The 13,835-nt window shown below is 61.5% G+C and carries 24 protein-coding genes; all 24 read left to right on the plus strand.

Translation table 11 applies throughout. The features are described from left to right. Nucleotides 1-3: 3 nt before the first annotated feature. The gene (gene rpsS / locus XCSCFBP4642_RS0107260; RefSeq protein ID WP_005993369.1) at nucleotides 4-273 is read left to right on the plus strand and encodes a 30S ribosomal protein S19; all 270 of its coding nucleotides are present in this window, start codon (nucleotides 4-6) and stop codon (nucleotides 271-273) included. Between the two features lie 12 nt (nucleotides 274-285). After that, nucleotides 286-621, plus strand: a complete 336-nt coding sequence (gene rplV / locus XCSCFBP4642_RS0107265) for a 50S ribosomal protein L22 (protein ID WP_003486710.1) — start codon at nucleotides 286-288, stop codon at nucleotides 619-621. A 17-nt stretch (nucleotides 622-638) separates the two neighbouring features. Next, a complete protein-coding gene (gene rpsC / locus XCSCFBP4642_RS0107270) occupies nucleotides 639-1,373 on the plus strand; it encodes a 30S ribosomal protein S3 (RefSeq protein WP_033898118.1) in 735 nt (244 codons plus the stop codon). A gap of 5 nt (nucleotides 1,374-1,378) precedes the next feature. Then, complete coding sequence (rplP, locus tag XCSCFBP4642_RS0107275; RefSeq protein ID WP_003486706.1) at nucleotides 1,379-1,792, plus strand: 50S ribosomal protein L16; 414 nt, start codon at nucleotides 1,379-1,381, stop codon at nucleotides 1,790-1,792. Next, on the plus strand, nucleotides 1,792-1,977 hold the full coding sequence (gene rpmC, locus XCSCFBP4642_RS0107280; protein WP_003486703.1) for a 50S ribosomal protein L29: 186 nt from the start codon (nucleotides 1,792-1,794) through the stop codon (nucleotides 1,975-1,977). Before rplP ends, rpmC begins: the two co-directional genes overlap by 1 nt. Nucleotides 1,978-1,988: 11 nt before the next feature. Continuing rightward, nucleotides 1,989-2,258 (plus strand): 30S ribosomal protein S17, encoded by a 270-nt coding sequence (gene rpsQ, locus XCSCFBP4642_RS0107285; RefSeq protein WP_003486701.1) that lies wholly within the window; start codon nucleotides 1,989-1,991, stop codon nucleotides 2,256-2,258. Nucleotides 2,259-2,272: 14 nt separating this feature from the next. Beyond that, nucleotides 2,273-2,641, plus strand: coding sequence for a 50S ribosomal protein L14 (rplN, locus tag XCSCFBP4642_RS0107290; RefSeq protein ID WP_003486699.1), 369 nt, complete (start codon nucleotides 2,273-2,275; stop codon nucleotides 2,639-2,641). A gap of 15 nt (nucleotides 2,642-2,656) precedes the next feature. After that, entirely contained in the window at nucleotides 2,657-2,974 is a 318-nt protein-coding gene (rplX, locus tag XCSCFBP4642_RS0107295) for a 50S ribosomal protein L24 (RefSeq protein WP_003486696.1), read from the plus strand. Between the two features lie 11 nt (nucleotides 2,975-2,985). Next, nucleotides 2,986-3,528, plus strand: coding sequence for a 50S ribosomal protein L5 (gene rplE, locus XCSCFBP4642_RS0107300; RefSeq protein ID WP_010371090.1), 543 nt, complete (start codon nucleotides 2,986-2,988; stop codon nucleotides 3,526-3,528). Between the two features lie 18 nt (nucleotides 3,529-3,546). Further along, a complete protein-coding gene (gene rpsN, locus XCSCFBP4642_RS0107305) occupies nucleotides 3,547-3,852 on the plus strand; it encodes a 30S ribosomal protein S14 (protein ID WP_005917137.1) in 306 nt (101 codons plus the stop codon). 205 nt (nucleotides 3,853-4,057) lie between these two features. Further along, nucleotides 4,058-4,456, plus strand: coding sequence for a 30S ribosomal protein S8 (gene rpsH / locus XCSCFBP4642_RS0107310; protein ID WP_010371096.1), 399 nt, complete (start codon nucleotides 4,058-4,060; stop codon nucleotides 4,454-4,456). A 15-nt stretch (nucleotides 4,457-4,471) separates the two neighbouring features. Beyond that, entirely contained in the window at nucleotides 4,472-4,999 is a 528-nt protein-coding gene (rplF, locus tag XCSCFBP4642_RS0107315; RefSeq protein ID WP_029219226.1) for a 50S ribosomal protein L6, read from the plus strand. Nucleotides 5,000-5,090: 91 nt separating this feature from the next. Continuing rightward, nucleotides 5,091-5,450 carry a 50S ribosomal protein L18 gene (gene rplR, locus XCSCFBP4642_RS0107320; RefSeq protein WP_005993383.1) on the plus strand — a complete coding sequence of 120 codons (360 nt, stop codon included), beginning with the start codon at nucleotides 5,091-5,093 and terminating at the stop codon, nucleotides 5,448-5,450. 159 nt (nucleotides 5,451-5,609) lie between these two features. Continuing rightward, the gene (gene rpsE, locus XCSCFBP4642_RS0107325; RefSeq protein WP_003486682.1) at nucleotides 5,610-6,152 is read left to right on the plus strand and encodes a 30S ribosomal protein S5; all 543 of its coding nucleotides are present in this window, start codon (nucleotides 5,610-5,612) and stop codon (nucleotides 6,150-6,152) included. Further along, a complete protein-coding gene (gene rpmD, locus XCSCFBP4642_RS0107330) occupies nucleotides 6,145-6,336 on the plus strand; it encodes a 50S ribosomal protein L30 (RefSeq protein WP_024711764.1) in 192 nt (63 codons plus the stop codon). The genes rpsE and rpmD overlap by 8 nt, the downstream gene beginning before the upstream one ends. Before the next feature lie 4 nt (nucleotides 6,337-6,340). Next, complete coding sequence (rplO, locus tag XCSCFBP4642_RS0107335; protein WP_003486676.1) at nucleotides 6,341-6,784, plus strand: 50S ribosomal protein L15; 444 nt, start codon at nucleotides 6,341-6,343, stop codon at nucleotides 6,782-6,784. A gap of 7 nt (nucleotides 6,785-6,791) precedes the next feature. Continuing rightward, nucleotides 6,792-8,156, plus strand: a complete 1,365-nt coding sequence (gene secY / locus XCSCFBP4642_RS0107340) for a preprotein translocase subunit SecY (protein ID WP_029219229.1) — start codon at nucleotides 6,792-6,794, stop codon at nucleotides 8,154-8,156. Nucleotides 8,157-8,488: 332 nt separating this feature from the next. Then, on the plus strand, nucleotides 8,489-8,845 hold the full coding sequence (rpsM, locus tag XCSCFBP4642_RS0107345; RefSeq protein WP_029219230.1) for a 30S ribosomal protein S13: 357 nt from the start codon (nucleotides 8,489-8,491) through the stop codon (nucleotides 8,843-8,845). A gap of 10 nt (nucleotides 8,846-8,855) precedes the next feature. Then, entirely contained in the window at nucleotides 8,856-9,248 is a 393-nt protein-coding gene (gene rpsK, locus XCSCFBP4642_RS0107350; RefSeq protein WP_003486671.1) for a 30S ribosomal protein S11, read from the plus strand. Nucleotides 9,249-9,263: 15 nt separating this feature from the next. Beyond that, on the plus strand, nucleotides 9,264-9,890 hold the full coding sequence (gene rpsD / locus XCSCFBP4642_RS0107355) for a 30S ribosomal protein S4 (RefSeq protein WP_002811641.1): 627 nt from the start codon (nucleotides 9,264-9,266) through the stop codon (nucleotides 9,888-9,890). 53 nt (nucleotides 9,891-9,943) lie between these two features. After that, nucleotides 9,944-10,942, plus strand: coding sequence for a DNA-directed RNA polymerase subunit alpha (locus XCSCFBP4642_RS0107360; RefSeq protein WP_002811635.1), 999 nt, complete (start codon nucleotides 9,944-9,946; stop codon nucleotides 10,940-10,942). Between the two features lie 179 nt (nucleotides 10,943-11,121). Then, the gene (rplQ, locus tag XCSCFBP4642_RS0107365; protein ID WP_003486665.1) at nucleotides 11,122-11,505 is read left to right on the plus strand and encodes a 50S ribosomal protein L17; all 384 of its coding nucleotides are present in this window, start codon (nucleotides 11,122-11,124) and stop codon (nucleotides 11,503-11,505) included. Nucleotides 11,506-11,829: 324 nt separating this feature from the next. Continuing rightward, nucleotides 11,830-12,348, plus strand: coding sequence for a disulfide bond formation protein B (locus tag XCSCFBP4642_RS0107370; RefSeq protein WP_029219231.1), 519 nt, complete (start codon nucleotides 11,830-11,832; stop codon nucleotides 12,346-12,348). 48 nt (nucleotides 12,349-12,396) lie between these two features. Further along, nucleotides 12,397-13,788 (plus strand): class II 3-deoxy-7-phosphoheptulonate synthase, encoded by a 1,392-nt coding sequence (locus XCSCFBP4642_RS0107375; protein ID WP_029219232.1) that lies wholly within the window; start codon nucleotides 12,397-12,399, stop codon nucleotides 13,786-13,788. The last annotated feature ends 47 nt before the right edge of the window (nucleotides 13,789-13,835 follow it).

A 13,835-nucleotide genomic window follows, 5' to 3' on the forward strand; every position in this document is an offset into this window, starting at 1 on the left:
ACCATGGCACGTTCACTCAAGAAGGGCCCGTTCGTCGATCACCACCTTGCAAAGAAGGTGGAGTCCGCTGCGGGTAGCAAGAAGCCGATCAAGACCTGGTCGCGCCGTTCGATGATCCTGCCCGAAATGGTAGGCATCACCATCGCCGTGCATAACGGCAAGAACCACATTCCGGTGCTCGTCAACGAGAATATGGTCGGCCACAAGCTTGGCGAATTTGCCGTCACCCGGACCTTCAAAGGTCACGGTGGCGACAAGAAGTCGAGCAGGTAAGGAGAGATGACGATGGAAGCGAAAGCAATCCTGCGCACCGCGCGCATCTCCCCGCAGAAGGCCCGCCTGGTCGCAGACCAGGTGCGTGGTTTGTCCGCCGAGCGTGCGGTCAATCTGCTGAAGTTCTCGGACAAGAAGGCTGCACACCTGATCAAAAAGGTGGTGGAGTCGGCGATCGCCAATGCCGAGAACAATCAGGGCGCGGATGTCGACGAGCTGAAGGTCAAGACCATCATGGTTGATGAAGGTCCCTCCCTGAAGCGTTTCATGGCGCGGGCGAAAGGCCGCGGTACCCGCATCCTCAAGCGCACCAGCCACATCACTGTGGTTGTGGGCGCCGCCAAGTAAGCGGAAAGGAAAAGACCATGGGTCATAAAGTTCATCCGACTGGAATCCGCCTCGGCATCGCCAAGGACTGGAATTCCAAGTGGTACGCAAACAAGGCCGAGTTCGCCGGTTATCTGGCTGCCGACCTGAAAGTGCGTGAAATGCTGCGCAAGAAGCTCGCGCAGGCAGGTATCAGCAAGATCTTGATCGAGCGCCCTGCCAAAACCGCCCGCGTGACCATTCACACCGCCCGTCCGGGCGTGGTGATCGGCAAGCGTGGCGAGGACATCGAAAAGCTGCGTAAGGAAGTGAGCGAGCTGATGGGCGTTCCGGCGCACATCAACGTTACCGAAGTACGCAAGCCGGAGCTGGACGCGCAGCTGGTCGCCGAGTCGATCGCGCAGCAGCTGGAGCGTCGCATCATGTTCCGCCGTGCAATGAAGCGCTCGGTCGGTAACGCGATGCGCCTGGGTGCCCTGGGCATCAAGGTCAACGTCGCTGGCCGCCTCAACGGTGCAGAAATCGCCCGTTCGGAGTGGTACCGCGAAGGCCGGGTGCCGCTGCACACGCTACGTGCCGACATTGATTACGGTTTTGCCGAAGCGTCCACGACGTACGGCATCATCGGTATCAAGGTCTGGATCTATAAGGGCGAAGTCTTCGACTTCTCTCAGGTTGGCCAGGAAAAGCAGGACGACAGCCCGCGCAACGATCGTAACGATCGCGGCGACCGTGGTGACCGCCCGTCGCGCCCGGCTCGTGAAGCGAGGTAACGGCAATGTTGCAACCCAAGCGAACCAAATATCGCAAGATGCACAAGGGCCGTAACGACGGCCTGGCATGGAGCGGAAACGCCGTCAGCTTCGGCGAATACGGCCTCAAGGCCACGGCGCACGGCCAGCTGACCGCGCGTCAGATTGAAGCAGCACGCCGCACGATCAGCCGCCACGTCAAGAAGGGCGGCAAGATGTGGATCCGTGTGTTCCCCGACAAGCCGATCACCAAGAAGCCGATCGAAGTCCGCATGGGCTCCGGTAAGGGCAACGTGGAGTACTGGGTCGCGCAGATTCAGCCGGGCCGCATGATCTATGAAATCGAGGGGATCCCCGAGGAGACCGCACGTGAGGCGTTCCGCCTTGCCGCCGCCAAGCTCTCGGTGACCACCACTTTCGTGACCCGGACGGTGCGCTGATGGATATCAAACAACTCCGCGAGAAGTCGGCTGACGAACTGAAGGCCCACCTGACCGATCTGCGTAAGGAGCAATTCTCGCTCCGCATGCAGCAGGTCACCGGCCAGCTGCCGAAGACCCACGAAACCCGCCGGGTGCGTCGCGAGATTGCTCGCGTCAAGCACCTGCTCGGCAGCACCAAGTAAGGACGGCCGCGATGAGCGACAACAACGAAAAGCAAACGCTGCGCACGGTCGAAGGCCGTGTCGTCAGCAACAAGATGGACAAGACGGTCACCGTGTTGGTGGAGCGCCAGGTCAAGCATGCTCTGTACGGCAAGTACATCAAGCGCTCGACCAAGCTGCACGCACACGACGCCGACAATGCCTGCAACGAAGGCGACGTCGTGCGCGTGACCGAGATTGCTCCGATGTCCAAGACCAAGAACTGGCGGGTGGTCGAAATCGTCACCCGTTCGGCCGAATAAGGGAGATCTGAATCATGATCCAGATGCAGAGCTACCTCGATGTCGCCGACAATTCGGGTGCCAAGGAAGTGATGTGCATCAAGGTGCTGGGCGGCTCGAAGCGCCGTTACGCACACATTGGCGACATCATCAAGGTGACCGTCAAGGACGCCATTCCGCGTGGCAAGGTCAAGAAAGGCGAAGTCTACGACGCCGTCGTGGTGCGTACCCGCAAGGGTGTGCGCCGTCCCGACGGTTCGCTGATCCGCTTCGACGGCAATGCCGCTGTGCTGTTGAACAACAAGCAGGAGCCGATCGGTACCCGCATCTTCGGGCCTGTGACGCGCGAGCTGCGTTCCGAGAAGTTCATGAAGATCGTCTCGCTCGCTCCCGAAGTGCTGTGAGCGGAGGACATACACATGGCTAACCGTATCAAGAAGGGCGACCAGGTCGTCATCAACACCGGCAAGGACAAGGGTAAGCAGGGTGAAGTGGTGCGTGTGGACGGCGATCGCGTGATCGTCTCCAACGCCAACGTCATCAAGCGCCATACCAAGCCGAACCCGCAGGCGGGTGTCGCCGGCGGCGTGGTCGAGCGTGAAGCGTCGATCCATATCTCCAACGTCAATATCGTCAACCCGGCAACGGGCAAGGGCGAGCGCGTTGGCTTCAAGGTGCTGGAGGATGGACGCAAATTGCGTGTGTTCCGCTCCAGCGGTGAGGCGCTCGACGCCTGAGGAATGCGATCATGAATACTCGTCTCGAAAAGTTTTACAAGGAAAATGTGGTGCCGGCCCTGATGAAGGAATTCGGCTACACCAATCCGATGGAAGTGCCGAAGCTGGTCAAGGTCACGCTCAACATGGGCGTGGGCGAAGCCGCTACCAACAAGAAGATTCTGGAAAATGCGGTCGCCGACATGTCCAAGATCTCCGGCCAGAAGCCGGTGGTCACCAAGTCGCGCGTTTCCGTCGCATCGTTCAAGATTCGTGACGGTTGGCCGATCGGCTGCAAGACCACCTTGCGTCGCGCCAAGATGTACGAGTTCCTAGATCGCCTGATCAACATCTCGTTGCCGCGCGTGCGCGACTTCCGTGGTGTGTCCGGTCGCTCCTTCGACGGTCGTGGCAACTTCAATATGGGTGTGAAGGAACAGATCATCTTCCCGGAAATCGACTTCGACGCCGTCGACGCGATCCGCGGTATGGATATCGCCATCACCACCACCGCCAAGACAGATGCGGAAGCGAAGGCGTTGCTGGCAGCGTTCAAGTTTCCGTTCCGTAACTGACCATCGAGGACATCCGAAATGGCAAAGACCTCCATGATCCACCGCGACATCAAGCGTGCAAAGCTGGCGAAGAAATTCGCCGGCAAGCGTGATGCGCTGAAGAAGATCCTCTCCAGCCAGGATGCGTCCTACGAAGAGAAGATCGATGCGTCGACCAAGTTGCAGAAGCTGCCGCGCGATTCGTCGCCAAGCCGCCACCGCAACCGTTGCGAGCTGTCCGGTCGTCCGCGCGGTGTCTACCGCAAGTTCGGTCTGGGTCGCAACATGCTGCGCAAGGCCACGATGAACGGCGACGTTCCGGGCCTGCGCAAGGCAAGCTGGTAACAGCATTGCCGGCCGTTCGCGGCCGGCTTGAACAGGATGGTTCTGTTCAACACGGGAGTCCGACGCAAGTCGGGCTCTTTTGTCGTATACTTCCGCTTCTGTCTTGCCCGTACGGGCCTGGCATGACGTCAAGGGCCCTGGCCCGTCCCCAGGAAAACACAAGATTTTCGCGAAAGCGGATATCGGTGCACTCAAAGGTACTCATATGAGCATGACTGATCCCATCGCCGATCTGCTGGTTCGCATCAAGAATGCGGCAGCGGTTGGTAAGCAGACGGTGAAATTGCCGTCGTCCAAGATCAAGGTTGCGATCGCCCAAGTCCTGAAGGACGAGGGTTACATCACCGACCTGCGCGTTACGGCCACCGAAAACAACAAGTCGGAGCTGGAAATCGTGCTGAAGTATTTCGAAGGCCGTCCGGTCATTGAGACCCTGAAGCGCTTCTCGCGCTCGGGTCTGCGCCAGTACCGCGGCAAGACCGAGTTGCCCAAGGTCCTGGGTGGCCTGGGTATCGCCATCATTTCCACCTCGAAGGGCATCATGACCGATGCGCAGGCTCGCGAAGCCGGCGTTGGTGGTGAAGTTCTGTGCTTCGTGGCCTAAGGGAAGGAATCGATCATGTCCCGTGTAGCCAAGAAGCCTGTCTCCCTTCCGAAGGGTGTTGAACTCAAGGTCCAGCCCGAGCTGGTCAGCGTCAAGGGCCCGAAGGGCACCCTGACCCTGCCGAAGCCGGTTGGCGTCGAAATCGCCGTCGACGGCGACGTTGCCACCCTGTCGGCCAATGATCCGTCGCAGATCGCCATCACCGGCACCGTGCGTGCCATCCTGGCCAATATGGTCAAGGGTGTGTCCGAGGGCTTCGAGCGCAAGCTCGAGCTGGTTGGCGTCGGCTATCGTGCCGCCATGCAGGGCAAGGACCTGAGCCTGTCGCTCGGTTTCTCGCATCCGCTGGTGTTCGTGGCGCCGGAAGGCATCACACTGTCGACCCCGAGCCAAACCGAAATCGTGGTCCAGGGCGCCGACAAGCAGCGCGTCGGCGAAGTTGCCGCCAAGATTCGCGGTTTCCGCCCGCCGGAGCCCTATAAGGGCAAGGGTGTGAAGTACGCCGGTGAAGTCATCATTCGCAAGGAAGCCAAGAAGGCGTAAGGCAGGTCCCTCTGCGAGGAGCCCGGCCATCCATGGCCGGACTTTTCAATGTACAAGCCTGTTTTCCTTCAGCTTTCGTAGGATAAATATCATGAGCATCAACAAGAACATCGCCCGCCTGCGTCGCGCCAAGTCGACCCGTGCACACATCCGCGAGCTGGGCGTCGCGCGTCTGTCGGTGCTGCGCACCGGGCAGCACCTGTATGCCCAGGTCTTCACTGCCGACGGTTCCAAGGTGATCGCTGCGGCGAACACCCTGCAGGCCGATGTCAAGGACGGCCTGAAGAATGGCAAGAACAGCGATGCGGCCGTCAAGGTCGGCAAGCTGATCGCCGAGCGCGCCAAGGCCGCGGGCATCGAGAAGGTCGCATTCGACCGCTCTGGTTACCGCTACCACGGCCGTATCAAGGCCCTGGCCGATGCGGCTCGCGAAGGCGGCCTGCAGTTCTAAGCACTGCTGCGGATGTGGCCATCGGCCACATTCGCGCCACCGCTGGCAGGAGAGATGCCGGACCGTCCCGTTCTTTTGCAACGGTGCCGGGAACACAGCGTGACTTCACAACCATAAGCGGCCCCGAGCCGTACATACTCAATCAATCAAGGAATCAAGATGGCAGAAGAACGTGCACCGCGGGGTCGTGATCGCGACCGTAACCGCGAAGAGAAAGTCGACGATGGCATGATCGAGAAGCTGGTCGCGGTCAATCGCGTCAGCAAGACGGTCAAGGGCGGTCGCCAGTTCACCTTCACCGCGCTGACCGTGGTCGGCGATGGTCTGGGCAAGGTCGGTTTCGGTTATGGCAAGGCGCGCGAAGTGCCGGTCGCCATCCAGAAGTCGATGGAGCAGGCGCGCAAGAACCTGGCCACCGTGGATCTGAACAACGGTACCTTGTGGCATGCCGTCAAGTCGGGCCATGGCGCCGCACGCGTGTACATGCAGCCGGCTTCCGAAGGTACCGGCGTCATTGCCGGCGGTGCGATGCGCGCCGTGCTCGAAGCGGTTGGCGTGAAGAACGTGCTGGCCAAGGCGGTCGGTTCGCGTAATCCGATCAACCTGGTCCGCGCCACCCTGAAGGGTCTATCGGAAGTGCAGTCGCCGGCCCGTGTCGCGGCCAAGCGGGGCAAGAAGGTGGAGGAGCTCAACCATGGCTAAGGACACCAGCAAGACCGTGAAGGTGCGCCTGGTGCGTGGCCTGCGTGGAACCCAGTCGCGTCACCGCCTGTCGGTGCGTGCGTTGGGCCTGAATAAGCTCAACGATGTGCGTGAATTGAAGGACAGCCCGCAGGTGCGTGGCTTGATCAATACGGTTCACTACCTCGTCAAGGTTGAGGAGTAATCCCATGACTCTGCGTCTTAATGACCTCAAGCCGGCCGACGGCGCCCGTACCGAGCGCACCCGCGTCGGTCGTGGTATCGGTTCGGGTCTCGGCAAGACCGCTGGTCGCGGTCACAAGGGTTCGTTCGCCCGTAAGGGTGGCGGCAAGATCAAGGCCGGCTTCGAAGGCGGCCAGACCCCGATGCAGCGCCGTCTGCCGAAGATCGGTTTCCGCTCCAAGATGGCGCGCGATACCGCTGAAGTGTTGTCCTACCAGCTGGACAAGCTGGACGCCGGTGATGTCGATTTCGCAGCGCTGCGTGCGGCCAATCTGGTCCCGAGCCGCGCCAAGAAGGCGAAGATCGTGCTGAAAGGCGAGTTGAGCAAGAAGTTCGTGCTGAAGGGCGTTGCGGCGACCGCAGGCGCCAAGGCAGCAATCGAAGCTGCCGGCGGCAGCGTAGAGGAGTAATCGGCAGATGGCGCAGGCTGGCATTGGTAACCTCGGTGGCGGGCTCGGCAAGTTCACGGAACTTCGCCAGCGGCTGCTGTTCGTCCTCGGGGCATTGATCGTCTATCGCATCGGCTGCTATGTGCCGGTGCCGGGCGTCAATCCCGATGCCATGCTTTCGTTGATGCAGGCGCAGGGCGGCGGCATCGTGGACATGTTCAACATGTTCTCGGGCGGCGCCCTGCACCGTTTCAGTATTTTCGCGTTGAACGTGATGCCGTACATCTCGGCATCCATCGTTATCCAGTTGGCCACGCACATCTTTCCCGCCCTCAAGGCGATGCAGAAGGAAGGCGAATCCGGCCGGCGTAAGATCACCCAGTATTCGCGCATCGGTGCGGTGTTGCTGGCGGTGGTGCAGGGCGGCAGTATCGCGCTGGCACTGCAGAACCAGACCGCGCCTGGTGGCGCTCCGGTGGTGTACGCGCCGGGCATGGGCTTTGTTCTCACCGCAGTGATTGCGCTGACTGCCGGCACCATCTTTCTGATGTGGGTGGGCGAGCAGGTCACCGAGCGTGGCATCGGCAACGGGGTGTCGTTGATCATCTTCGCCGGCATCGTTGCAGGCCTTCCGTCGGCAGCGATCCAGACCGTTGAAGCTTTCCGCGAAGACAACCTGAGCTTCATTTCGCTGTTGTTGATCGTCATCACCATCCTGGCGTTTACGCTGTTCGTGGTGTTCGTCGAGCGTGGGCAGCGACGCATCACGGTCAACTACGCACGCCGCCAGGGCGGTCGCAATGCGTACATGAACCAGACCTCGTTCCTGCCGCTCAAGCTCAACATGGCTGGCGTGATTCCGCCGATTTTCGCATCGAGCATCCTGGCATTCCCGGCGACGCTGTCGATGTGGTCGGGCCAGGCGGCGTCGGGTGGGGTGGGGTCGTGGCTGCAGAAGATCGCCAACGCGCTTGGGCCGGGCGAGCCGGTGCACATGCTGGTCTTCGCTGCGCTGATTATCGGTTTTGCATTCTTCTACACGGCGCTGGTGTTCAACTCGCAGGAAACCGCCGACAACCTCAAGAAGTCTGGTGCGCTGATTCCGGGGATCCGTCCGGGCAAGGCGACCGCCGACTACGTGGATGGCGTGTTGACGCGCCTGACCGCGGCCGGTTCGCTGTACCTGGTGATCGTCTGCCTGCTGCCCGAAATCATGCGCACGCAGCTCGGCACCTCGTTCCACTTCGGCGGCACTTCGCTGTTGATCGCGGTGGTGGTGGTAATGGACTTCATTGCGCAGATCCAGGCGCATCTGATGTCGCACCAATATGAGAGCTTGCTGAAGAAGGCCAACCTGAAGGGTGGGTCACGCGGCGGTCTTGCGCGCGGTTAAGTGGTACACTAGATCTTCATTGCGTGAAGACGGCCTGGTTCCCGGGCCACGATCTTCCGATCAGAAGGGCGGCTCGCGCGACGTCTCGCGCGCGGGTGTGACGGGGTGGTCCTGTGCGGGAGTAGCACAGGCGATTCGGAGCAGTTTTCTGGATCAACACCGTCCGGCGCCGGAGCGAGGGCACACTCCCCACGCCGGGTCCATGGAACCTCTGGTTCCACGGACTTCAAAGCAATCCGAGGCCTTGCTATAATTCCGAGTTCACTTTTGATCCATCCTGCCGGATGGCGCCCGGGCGCCGTCGGGCCATCACTCAGTTGGAGAATCGCGTCATGGCGCGTATTGCAGGAGTCAACCTGCCAGCCCAGAAGCACGTCTGGGTCGGGTTGCAAAGCATCTACGGCATCGGCCGTACACGTTCGAAGAAACTCTGCGAAGCCGCAGGCGTTACCCCGACCACGAAGATTCGTGATCTGTCCGAACCCGAAATCGAGCGCCTGCGCGCCGAAGTCGGCAAGTATGTCGTCGAAGGCGACCTGCGCCGCGAAATCGGTATCGCGATCAAGCGACTGATGGACCTGGGCTGCTATCGCGGTCTGCGTCATCGCCGTGGTCTTCCACTGCGTGGTCAGCGCACCCGTACCAACGCCCGCACCCGTAAGGGTCCGCGCAAGGCGATCAGGAAGTAAGGGATAGATCATGGCAAAGCCAGCAGAAAAGAAAACGAAGAAGAAGATCAAGCGCGTCATCACCGATGGCGTCGCTCACGTCCACGCTTCGTTCAACAACACCATCGTCACCATCACCGATCGCCAGGGCAATGCGCTGTCGTGGGCTACGTCCGGCGGCGCCGGGTTCCGTGGCTCGCGCAAGTCGACCCCGTTCGCTGCCCAGGTTGCCGCCGAGAAGGCTGGTCGCGCTGCGCTCGACTACGGCGTGAAGTCGCTGGAAGTGCGTATCAAGGGTCCGGGTCCGGGCCGTGAGTCGGCCGTGCGTTCGTTGAACAACGTGGGCTACAAGATCACCAACATCATCGACGTGACGCCAATCCCGCACAACGGGTGCCGTCCGCCGAAGAAGCGTCGCGTCTAAAGGGAGCGATAAGAAATGGCTCGTTATATCGGTCCTACCTGTAAGCTCGCGCGCCGCGAAGGCGCCGACCTTTCCCTCAAGAGCCCGGCGCGTGCGCTGGACTCCAAGTGCAAGCTTGAGCAGAAGCCCGGCCAACACGGAGCGGCTCGCAAGGGCAAGCTCTCCGACTACGCCACCCAGCTGCGCGAGAAGCAGAAGGTCAAGCGTATCTACGGTCTGCTGGAACGTCAGTTCCGCAACTACTACAAGAAGGCCTCGACCAAGAAGGGCAACACCGGCGAGAACCTGCTGCAGTTGTTGGAAACCCGTCTGGACAACGTCTGCTATCGCATGGGCTTTGCCGTCACCCGTCCGGCTGCGCGCCAGCTGGTGTCGCACCGTGGCGTGCTGGTCAATGGCAAGTCGGTGAATCTGGCCTCGTACCAGATCAAGGCCGGCGATGCGATCACGCTGTCGGAAAAGGCACAGAAGCAGCTCCGCGTGCAGGAAGCCCTGACCGTGGCTGAGCAGCACGACATGACGCCGTCGTGGGTTGAAGTCGATTCGAAGAAGTTCAGCGGCGTGTTCAAGGCCGTTCCGGATCGTGCCGACCTGCCTTCGGATATCAACGAAGCGCTGATCGTCGAGTTGTATTCGAAGTAATTCACATTGGAGAACCTCCGGTACTGCCGGAGGTTCGCAGGAGACCCCGCAACATGACGGTTACCGCCAACCAGGTTCTGCGCCCCCGTGGTCCGCAGATCGAACGTCTTACCGACAACCGTGCCAAGGTCGTGATCGAACCCTTGGAGCGCGGTTACGGGCACACGCTGGGCAATGCCCTGCGTCGTGTGTTGTTGTCGTCGATCCCCGGTTTTGCGATCACCGAGGTCGAGATCGACGGCGTGCTGCACGAGTACACCACGGTCGAAGGTCTGCAGGAAGACGTGCTCGACGTCCTGCTGAACCTGAAAGACGTGGCGATTCGTATGCACAGTGGCGATAGCGCCACGCTGTCGTTGTCCAAGCAGGGTCCGGGTACGGTCACTGCGGCCGATATCAGGACCGATCACAACGTCGAGATCATCAACGGCGACCATGTGATCTGCCACCTGACCAAAGATACCGCGCTGAACATGCGCCTGAAGATCGAGCGTGGGTTCGGTTACCAGCCGGCAGCTGCGCGTCGTCGTCCGGACGAAGAGACCCGTACCATCGGTCGTCTGATGCTGGATGCGTCGTTCTCGCCGGTGCGCCGCGTTGCCTACGCCGTGGAAGCTGCGCGTGTTGAACAGCGTACCGACCTCGACAAGCTGGTGATCGATATCGAGACCAATGGCACGATCGATGCCGAGGAAGCCGTGCGCACCGCCGCCGACATCCTCAGCGATCAGCTGTCGGTATTCGGCGATTTCACCCACCGCGACCGCGGTGCGGCCAAGCCGGCCGCCAGCGGCGTGGATCCGGTGCTGCTGCGCCCGATCGACGACCTCGAGCTGACCGTGCGTTCGGCCAACTGCCTCAAGGCCGAGAGCATCTACTACATCGGCGATCTGATCCAGAAAACCGAAGTGGAGCTGCTCAAGACTCCGAACCTGGGCAAGAAGTCGCTGACCGAAATCAAGGAAGTGCTGGCACAGCGCGGCCTTGCACTGGGCATGAAGCTGGAAAACTGGCCGCCGGCCGGCGTCGCCCAGCACGGCATGCTTGGTTAATGCATCACCGCATGGGCGTCTTCGGGCGCCCATGTTTGTTTTTCTGCATCGACGGGCCCAAGCCCGCGATGACATCCGGTCGAAGGACGGCCGGTTCGGACCAACCGCAGTCCATTCAACAGCGCCAGGATGGCGACAACGTCTCTCAAGCAGTCTCAACATTCTAGGAAATCATACTCATGCGTCACCAGAAATCCGGCCGTAAGTTCAACCGCACCAGCGCGCATCGCGAAGCCATGTTCCGCAATATGGCCGCTTCGCTGTTCAAGCACGAGCTGATCAAGACCACCTTGCCGAAGGCCAAGGAACTGCGTCGCGTCGCCGAGCCGCTGATCACCATCGGCAAGGTCGATGGCGTTGCCAACCGCCGTCTGGCCTTCGCCCGCCTGCGCGACAAGGAAGCAGTGGGCAAGCTGTTCGTCGAACTGGGCCCGCGTTACGCGACCCGTCCCGGCGGCTACCTGCGCATCCTGAAGGCCGGTTTCCGTGCTGGCGACAATGCGCCGATGGCGTATGTGGAGCTGGTCGATCGCCCGGTCGTGGCTGAGGAAGTGGCCGAGTAATCGGATCGCCCTTCGCAAAGATTCTCGAAAAGCCCGGCTAGCGCCGGGCTTTTTTATTGCCGGTGTCGGACCATGGCGGTCGATCTTGGTATGGGTGTTTCGGCAACAGCGCAGCGATGTGCATGGCTCAACCAGGATCAAGCTCGCCGCCGCAAAGGCGGCCGTCTCCGGGCGGTGTCGAGGGTCTGCAGACCGACACATGACTGGCGACATGCATGGCTACACCGGGCCTGCTGCCAGACGACCTGCCCGATGCAGCCATCCGTGGTCACCGCGGCAGCGATGGCTGATAATTGGGCATTCGATCCTAGGCAAGCGGTAGCGATGAATCCATTTCGTTGGGGTTTCCGGGCGCAGTTTCTGCTGGGCTTTCTTGCCTGCGCAGGACTGCTTGCCTACGCGATCTATGTGCAGCTGCATCTTGGGCTGGAGCCTTGCCCGCTATGCATCTTCCAGCGGATCGCGTTTGCGGCGCTGGCGCTGTTGTTTCTGCTGGGCGCGTTGCATGGGCCGCGCGCCGCGGGCACGCGCAAGCTCTATGGCGTGCTGAGCTTCATCGCTGCCGGCGTCGGCATGGGCATCGCGGCGCGGCATGTCTGGGTGCAGATCCGGCCCAAGGACATGATGTCCTCGTGCGGGCCGCCGTTGAGCTTCCTGAGCGAGACGATGGGGCCGTTCGAAGTGTTCCGCACTGTGCTGACCGGCACCGGCGACTGCGGCAATATCGATTGGCGCTTTCTGGGCCTGAGCATGCCGATGTGGAGCATGCTGTGGTTCGTGGGCCTGGCGCTGTGGGCGCTGTACGCCGGCTTCAAGCAGCGTGGTCCGCGCAAACTGTTCTGATCGTTTCGTTCCGGCGCTGGCCGGCGCCCGAGATTTCTGGAGTTCACGATGTCCGCTTCCCCTCATTCGTCCGTCAACCAGGCAGACCAGTGGTCGCCGCAGAGCTGGCGGCAGCGTCCGGCGTTGCAGATGCCGGTCTACCCGGACGCCGTTGCGCTGGAACACACGCTGGGCGAGTTGCGGCAGCTGCCGCCGCTGGTGACCTCGTGGGAAATCTTTGCACTCAAGCGCCAGTTGGCCGAAGCCCAGGAGGGCAAGCGCTTCCTGCTGCAGGGTGGCGATTGCGCGGAGAATTTCAGCCATTGCGAATCGGGCACCATTTCCAACCGGTTGAAGGTACTGCTGCAAATGAGCCTGGTGCTGGTGCACGGGCTGCATTTGCCGGTGGTGCGGGTGGGTCGCTTTGCCGGGCAGTACGCCAAGCCGCGCTCGGCCGATACCGAAACCCGCGATGGCGTGACCTTGCCGAGCTACCGCGGCGATGTGATCAATGCGCCAGCCTTCACCGAGGCCGCGCGCGTGCCCGATCCGCGCCGCATGATCACCGCGCACTCGCGATCGGCGATGACGATGAACTTCGTACGCGCCTTGATCGATGGCGGCTTCGCCGACCTGCATCACCCCGAATACTGGAACCTGGACTGGGTAGGCTATTCGCCGCTGGCGGCCGACTACCAGAAGATGGTCGCTTCGATCGGCGATGCCGTGCGCTTCATGGAAACCCTGTCCGGGGCAGAGGTGTACAACCTCAACCGCATCGATTTCTACACCTCGCACGAAGCCTTGCTGCTGCCGTACGAAGAAGGCCTGACGCGGCAGGTGCCGCGGCAGTGGGGGTGGTTCAACCTCAGCACGCACTACCCGTGGATCGGCATGCGCACCGCAGCGCTGGATGGCGCGCATGTGGAATACCTTCGCGGGGTACGCAACCCGATCGCGATCAAGGTCGGGCCGTCGGTGCAGCCGGATCAGCTGCTGCGTCTGATCGACGTGCTCAATCCCGACGACGAACCCGGGCGCCTGAGCTTCATCCATCGCATGGGCGCGGCGCAGATCGCCGAGAAGTTGCCGCCACTGCTGGATGCGGTCAAGCGCGACGGGCGGCGGGTGCTGTGGGTGTGCGATGCGATGCACGGCAACACCGAAAGCACCGGGAATGGCTATAAAACGCGGCGTTTCGACAACATCCGTAACGAAGTGGAGTTGTCGTTCGACCTGCATGCAGCAGCCGGCACGCGGCTGGGCGGCGTACATCTGGAGCTCACCGGCGAAGATGTCACCGAATGCACCGGCGGCGCACGCGAGCTCACCGAGCGCGATCTGGAGCGGGCGTATCGCTCCAGCGTGGATCCGCGCCTGAACTACGAACAGTCGTTGGAAATTGCGATGGCGATCGTGCGCAAGCAACAACAGGTGGCGTCGCAGCCGCTGGGCGCATGAGCGGCGTGCGCATGACGTGATGCTCATGCCGCCTGCGGCATGCTCTG

Source organism: Xanthomonas cassavae CFBP 4642 (assembly GCF_000454545.1).
Lineage (GTDB): Bacteria > Pseudomonadota > Gammaproteobacteria > Xanthomonadales > Xanthomonadaceae > Xanthomonas > Xanthomonas cassavae.

What these genes read in the sequence shown, in the direction of transcription:
- rplP (WP_003486706.1), top strand. Translation starts at nt 1,379, where the DNA reads ATGTTGCAACCCAAGCGAACCAAATATCGCAAGATGCACAAGGGCCGT.
- rpsK (WP_003486671.1), top strand. Translation starts at nt 8,856, where the DNA reads ATGGCAAAGCCAGCAGAAAAGAAAACGAAGAAGAAGATCAAGCGCGTC.
- rpsH (WP_010371096.1), top strand. Translation starts at nt 4,058, where the DNA reads ATGAGCATGACTGATCCCATCGCCGATCTGCTGGTTCGCATCAAGAAT.
- rpmC (WP_003486703.1), top strand. Translation starts at nt 1,792, where the DNA reads ATGGATATCAAACAACTCCGCGAGAAGTCGGCTGACGAACTGAAGGCC.
- secY (WP_029219229.1), top strand. Translation starts at nt 6,792, where the DNA reads ATGGCGCAGGCTGGCATTGGTAACCTCGGTGGCGGGCTCGGCAAGTTC.
- XCSCFBP4642_RS0107360 (WP_002811635.1), top strand. Translation starts at nt 9,944, where the DNA reads ATGACGGTTACCGCCAACCAGGTTCTGCGCCCCCGTGGTCCGCAGATC.
- rplV (WP_003486710.1), top strand. Translation starts at nt 286, where the DNA reads ATGGAAGCGAAAGCAATCCTGCGCACCGCGCGCATCTCCCCGCAGAAG.
- rpsD (WP_002811641.1), top strand. Translation starts at nt 9,264, where the DNA reads ATGGCTCGTTATATCGGTCCTACCTGTAAGCTCGCGCGCCGCGAAGGC.
- rpsM (WP_029219230.1), top strand. Translation starts at nt 8,489, where the DNA reads ATGGCGCGTATTGCAGGAGTCAACCTGCCAGCCCAGAAGCACGTCTGG.
- rpsQ (WP_003486701.1), top strand. Translation starts at nt 1,989, where the DNA reads ATGAGCGACAACAACGAAAAGCAAACGCTGCGCACGGTCGAAGGCCGT.
- rpsN (WP_005917137.1), top strand. Translation starts at nt 3,547, where the DNA reads ATGGCAAAGACCTCCATGATCCACCGCGACATCAAGCGTGCAAAGCTG.
- rplE (WP_010371090.1), top strand. Translation starts at nt 2,986, where the DNA reads ATGAATACTCGTCTCGAAAAGTTTTACAAGGAAAATGTGGTGCCGGCC.
- rplO (WP_003486676.1), top strand. Translation starts at nt 6,341, where the DNA reads ATGACTCTGCGTCTTAATGACCTCAAGCCGGCCGACGGCGCCCGTACC.
- XCSCFBP4642_RS0107370 (WP_029219231.1), top strand. Translation starts at nt 11,830, where the DNA reads ATGAATCCATTTCGTTGGGGTTTCCGGGCGCAGTTTCTGCTGGGCTTT.
- rplX (WP_003486696.1), top strand. Translation starts at nt 2,657, where the DNA reads ATGGCTAACCGTATCAAGAAGGGCGACCAGGTCGTCATCAACACCGGC.
- rpsE (WP_003486682.1), top strand. Translation starts at nt 5,610, where the DNA reads ATGGCAGAAGAACGTGCACCGCGGGGTCGTGATCGCGACCGTAACCGC.
- rplN (WP_003486699.1), top strand. Translation starts at nt 2,273, where the DNA reads ATGATCCAGATGCAGAGCTACCTCGATGTCGCCGACAATTCGGGTGCC.
- rpsS (WP_005993369.1), top strand. Translation starts at nt 4, where the DNA reads ATGGCACGTTCACTCAAGAAGGGCCCGTTCGTCGATCACCACCTTGCA.
- rpmD (WP_024711764.1), top strand. Translation starts at nt 6,145, where the DNA reads ATGGCTAAGGACACCAGCAAGACCGTGAAGGTGCGCCTGGTGCGTGGC.
- rplQ (WP_003486665.1), top strand. Translation starts at nt 11,122, where the DNA reads ATGCGTCACCAGAAATCCGGCCGTAAGTTCAACCGCACCAGCGCGCAT.
- rplR (WP_005993383.1), top strand. Translation starts at nt 5,091, where the DNA reads ATGAGCATCAACAAGAACATCGCCCGCCTGCGTCGCGCCAAGTCGACC.
- XCSCFBP4642_RS0107375 (WP_029219232.1), top strand. Translation starts at nt 12,397, where the DNA reads ATGTCCGCTTCCCCTCATTCGTCCGTCAACCAGGCAGACCAGTGGTCG.
- rplF (WP_029219226.1), top strand. Translation starts at nt 4,472, where the DNA reads ATGTCCCGTGTAGCCAAGAAGCCTGTCTCCCTTCCGAAGGGTGTTGAA.
- rpsC (WP_033898118.1), top strand. Translation starts at nt 639, where the DNA reads ATGGGTCATAAAGTTCATCCGACTGGAATCCGCCTCGGCATCGCCAAG.